Origin of the sequence: Pseudorhodobacter sp., assembly GCF_030452865.1 — a bacterium.
Lineage (GTDB): Bacteria > Pseudomonadota > Alphaproteobacteria > Rhodobacterales > Rhodobacteraceae > Pseudorhodobacter.
On the sequence record NZ_JAKDLJ010000293.1, the window covers coordinates 1 to 4,716 of the forward strand.

Sequence of the window (4,716 nt, forward strand, 5' to 3'; positions counted from 1 at the left end):
GATGGATTTCAACGGCTATGCGCCGCAGAATTTCGACAAGATGTTTCGCGGCATGATCCGGGTGCGCGAGGCATTGCAGCTTTCGCTCAATCTGCCGGTGGTGGCACTGACCAACGCGCTTGGCCCGGCGAAACTGCTGGCGGCTATGCGCCGGGCCGGGGTGGAGGCGAAAATACCGGGGGGTCAGCCGGGCCTTGCGATTGCGCTGGGTGGTTTGGGCGTAACGCTGGAAGATCTGGTGCAGCTTTACGCCGCGATCGCGCGCGGTGGCGTGGTATTGCCGCTGCATGTGACGGGAGAAGTGAAGCCGGGGGAGCGGGTGTTGTCTGCGGTTTCGGCGTGGCAGGTCGCGGATATCCTGTCCGGGCTCGCGCCGCCGTTGGGCGCACCGATCAATGGATTGGCCTATAAGACCGGGACCAGCTATGGCAACCGCGATGCCTGGGCGATCGGCTTTGACGGTGCGCATGTGATTGGCGTCTGGATGGGTCGCGCCGACGGCACCCCGGTTCCGGGGGCCTTTGGCGGTGAACTGGCCGCACCGATCCTGTTTCAGGCTTTCGGGCGGCTGACCCGCAAGCTGGCGCCTCTGGCACCGCCGCCACCTGCAACCTTGATGGTGGCGAATGCCGCCTTGCCGCAACCTTTGCGCCAGTTCCGGTCACGCCAGGCCGCGTTTCAGGTGGTTGATCCGCCCGCAGTTGCCTTCCCCCCCGACGGGGCGGAGGTGGAGTTGATGCCGGAGGGTTTGCTGCTGCGGGTGCGCGGCGGGGTCGGCCCGTTTACCTGGCTTGCCGATGGGCGCCCGGTCGCGGTAGCACAGCGCGGGCGGGACGCGGTAGTGCGCCTGCCGGGACCGGGGTTTGTGGTGCTGTCAGTGATCGACGGCAAGGGTCAATCAGCACGGGTGCAGGTGCGGCTACGCTGACGCGGCGGGGGCCTTCTGCCCCCAAATCACTTTGCAAGTGGCAAAGTGAACCCCCGAAGGTATTTTTTCCAAGATGAAATCAGGCGGACATCACGGCGCGTTCGGGGCTGGACGCATGAAAACCGGGTTTTCCGGGGTGGAGCGGGCGGGTTGAAAGACATAGCCGCCACTGCGAAAATCTTTCAGGCTTTCAGGGTTGATCAGATGGTTTTCCGCGATGAAGCGAGCCATGGCACCGCGGGCCTTTTTGGCGAAGAAGCTGATGATTTTGGCCTCACCGTTCTTTTCTTCGAGGAAGGTCGGGGTGATGACGGGAACGGCCAGCTTTGATGTATCCACCGCACCAAAATACTCGATGGACGCGCAGTTGATCAAAGCGCGGGCGCTGGTATCACCGGCGATCTCGTTCAGGGCCGGCGCAATTTGGCGGCGCCAATAGGCGTAAAGGTCTGGCCCTCGGCGGTTTTTCAACTTGCTTCCCATCTCAAGCCGGTAGGCTTTGATCTCATCCAGCGGGCGCAGCAATCCGTAAAGGCCCGAAAGGATGCGCAGATGGGTTTGCGCCCAGGCCAGCGCGTCGGGATCAAGCGTCTTCGCCTCTAGCCCGGCATAGGTATCGCCTGCGAAAAACAGCGCGGCGGGTTTGGTTTCCGCAGCGTCGAACGTGGCAAAACGGCTGACATTCAGCTTGGCGAGCGGTTCGGAAATATCCATCAGCTTACGCAATTTGCTGGCGGAGAGTTTCCGCGCCACAGCGGCCAGCGTCGCCGCATCATCGCCAAAAATCGGCTGTGTCGCAGAGAACCCATTGGGCAGGGTTGCGGCGTCATCTAGGCGCTTGGCGGGGGAGATTACGGTCAGCATGCGGGACAATCCAAGGTTTTGGCGGGGGTCGACACTGGGCTATTCCCCCGCAATGACGGCGAGGAACGCCGCACCGAACCTGTCGGTTTTCGGGCCACCCATACCGGGGATGCGGTCAATCTCGGCCAGTGATGCGGGGCGTTTTTCGGCGATATGGCGCAGGGTGGTTTGCGTGCAGGACATTGGCTTGTCGATGCCATTCGGGCCGCGTTGCAGTTGCACCTGCACTTCTGCCAATCGGTCAAAGATCGCACCGGCGTTGCGGCCCGCAAGGCGCATTCGCTGCGGTTGCAGCGGGCCGGCTTCAGCCCCGGTGATCACCGCGAGAAAGGCCGAGCCATAGCTTTCGAGTTTTTTCGCGCCGACGCCGTTGATCCGCGCCATCCCATCAAGATCGCTGGGGCGTTTTTCAGCCATTTCGATCAGGGTGCGGTCGGGGAAAACCACATAGGCGGGGACGCGGGCCGCCTCGGCCAGGGCGCGACGTTTCGCTTTCAACGCCGAGAGCAGCGGTGCGTCTTCATCCGCGACCAGGGTTTTGACGGCGGGGCGCGAGGTTGCGCCGTCAATGGTGTCCTTGCGCAGGGTGATGCTTTCCTCGCCGCGCAGAATGGGGCGCGCGGCGTCGGTCATGCGCAGCGCGCCATGGCGTTCGGTATCGGGGCGCACAAGGTCGCGGCCCATCATCTGTCGAAACACAGCGCCCCAGGCGGGTTTCGACAGGTCTTTGCCAACCGCGAAAGTGGGCAACGCATCATGGCCCCGCTGGCGCACCTTTTCGGTGGCATTGCCGGTCAGAATGTCAATCAGATGCCCCGCGCCGAAGGATTCGCCGGTGCGAAGGATTGCGGAAAGCGCCTTGCGCACGGATTCAGTGGCGTCAAACACCAACGCTGGGCGGTCACACAGGTCGCAATTCCCGCAATCGCTGGAGGTTTCGCCGAAATAGCCGAGCAGCACCTTACGACGACAGCCGGTCGCTTCGGCCAATCCCAGAAGTGCGTTGAGCCGCGCGTGGTCTGCATCTTTGCGTTCTGGCGGGGCCAAGCCTTCGTCGATCTGGGACCGGCGCAGGCGGATATCATCAGGGCCATAAAGCGTAAGAGTTTCGGCGGGGGCAGAGTCCCGCCCCGAACGGCCGATTTCCTGATAATAGCTTTCGATGCTTTTGGGCAGGTCGGCATGGGCGACCCAACGGATGTCGGGCTTGTCGATACCCATCCCGAAGGCCACGGTCGCGACAACGATCAGCCCATCCTCACGCTGGAAGCGCGCCTCGGTGGCGCGGCGATCTTCGGCGTCCATACCGCCGTGATAGGCGGTGGCGGGGTGGCCCGCCTCGCGCAAGCCCTGCGCCAATGTTTCGGTTTTCGCCCGCGTGCCGCAATAGACAATGCCGGATTGGCCTTTGCGCGCGGCGGCGAAGGCGAGGATCTGTTTGCGCGGGTTGTCCTTGACCGCAAAGGCGAGGTGAATATTCGGGCGATCAAAGCCGCGCAAGAAGGTTGACGGAGATTTGCCGTCGAACAACCGTTCCACAATTTCGGCGCGGGTTTCTTCATCGGCGGTAGCGGTGAAGGCGGCCAAGGGGACATCCAGCGTGCGGCGCAATTCACCGATGCGCAAGTAGTCGGGGCGGAAATCATGGCCCCATTGTGAGACGCAATGCGCCTCATCCACCGCGATTGCAGAAACACCGACCCGGCGCAGCATCTGCACCGCAGCACCCGAGGCGAGCCGTTCCGGCGCGAGATACAGGAGTTTCAGGCGGCCCGCGTCCAGTGCTGCAAACACCGCTTCGGTTTCTTCCTCGGTGTTACCGGAGGTCAGCGCGCCCGCCTCCACCCCTGCCGCCCGCAAGGCGCGGACCTGATCGCGCATCAGGGCAATCAACGGCGAGACGACGACCGTTACGCCTTCGCGGCATAGTGCAGGAAGTTGGAAACACAACGATTTGCCGCCACCCGTCGGCATGATCGCCAAAGTGTTCTGCCCCGCGAGAACGGCATCCACAATTTCGGCCTGACCGGGACGAAACTCGGAAAAGCCGAAGACGGAAGACAGAAGATCGGCGGGTGCGGGCATTGCGGATCAGTAAAACGCGGCGGCGTTGTTGGTCAGGATGATGCGCAAGCCGTAAACCACGAGCAGCACAACCAGCGGCGCTAAATCAAGCCCGAGCCCTTGCGGCAAAAATGCGCGAACCCGGCTGTAGATCGGCTCCAACGTGCGATTCAGCCCGTACCAGAGTTGCGAGACCAGCGGTTGTCGCAGGTTCAAGACCTGAAAATTGATCAGCCAGCTCATGATGATATGGGCGAAGATGATGAATTGGGCAATTTGCAGCAAAAGCATCAGGATTTGGAACAAAGAGGTCATTCAGAGGCTCCGGCCACTAGGGATGGTAGATAGCTACTGCGCGCGCCCCCAAAGTACAACCGTTTCCGCAGCGTTCCGCTTGACGTGACCGCAGGCCTGCTGCATCCCACCGGCAAAAGGAGCCTGACCGATGTATCCCTATCTGCGCATGTTCAAGGAGTTGTGGAAATTCCGGAATTCCCCCGCCCTGCCGATCCTTGGTGCCCATATCAGCCATCACCGCTGCTGGCCGCAAGATATCGACCCGTGGTGGGAGCTGAACAATGGCCGCACGCTGACACTCTATGATCTCGGTCGCCTCCCGTTGGGTCAGCGCACAGGGTTGCATGGCGTACTCAAGCGCAATCGCTGGGGCATGACGGTTGCCGGCAACAGCACGCGCTATCGTCGCCGGGTCAGGATGTTTGACCGGGTGGAGATGGTGAGCCGTTGCATCGGTTGGGATCAGCGTTTCATCTATATGGAACAAAGCATGTGGAAGGACGGCGAGTGTACCAGCCATATGCTGCTGCGGTCCGCGGTCACGTCCAAGGAAGGCATCGTTC

General features: G+C 62.0%; 5 protein-coding genes. 2 read left to right on the plus strand and 3 right to left on the minus strand.

What is annotated here, in order from left to right; all coding sequences use genetic code 11:
* Positions 1 to 928, plus strand: a 928-nt coding sequence (locus L0H65_RS14830; protein ID WP_301459821.1) for a penicillin-binding transpeptidase domain-containing protein, incomplete at its 5' end; no start/stop codon positions are given.
* A gap of 90 nt (positions 929 to 1,018) precedes the next feature.
* On the opposite strand, the gene yaaA is transcribed toward L0H65_RS14830, so the two are convergent.
* The 3 genes from yaaA to L0H65_RS14845 are packed head-to-tail and all read right to left on the minus strand — an operon-like array spanning position 1,019 to position 4,171.
* The gene (gene yaaA, locus L0H65_RS14835; RefSeq protein ID WP_301459822.1) at positions 1,019 to 1,792 is read right to left on the minus strand and encodes a peroxide stress protein YaaA; all 774 of its coding nucleotides are present in this window, start codon (positions 1,790 to 1,792) and stop codon (positions 1,019 to 1,021) included.
* Positions 1,793 to 1,831: 39 nt separating this feature from the next.
* Positions 1,832 to 3,877, minus strand: coding sequence for a DNA helicase RecQ (gene recQ / locus L0H65_RS14840; RefSeq protein WP_301459823.1), 2,046 nt, complete (start codon positions 3,875 to 3,877; stop codon positions 1,832 to 1,834).
* A gap of 6 nt (positions 3,878 to 3,883) precedes the next feature.
* Positions 3,884 to 4,171: a YggT family protein gene (locus L0H65_RS14845; RefSeq protein WP_301459824.1), complete on the minus strand. Its 288-nt coding sequence runs from the start codon at positions 4,169 to 4,171 to the stop codon at positions 3,884 to 3,886.
* Between the two features lie 130 nt (positions 4,172 to 4,301).
* Between L0H65_RS14845 and L0H65_RS14850 the strand changes: the two genes are divergently transcribed.
* Positions 4,302 to 4,716, plus strand: a 415-nt coding sequence (locus tag L0H65_RS14850) for an acyl-CoA thioesterase (protein WP_301459825.1), incomplete at its 3' end; no start/stop codon positions are given.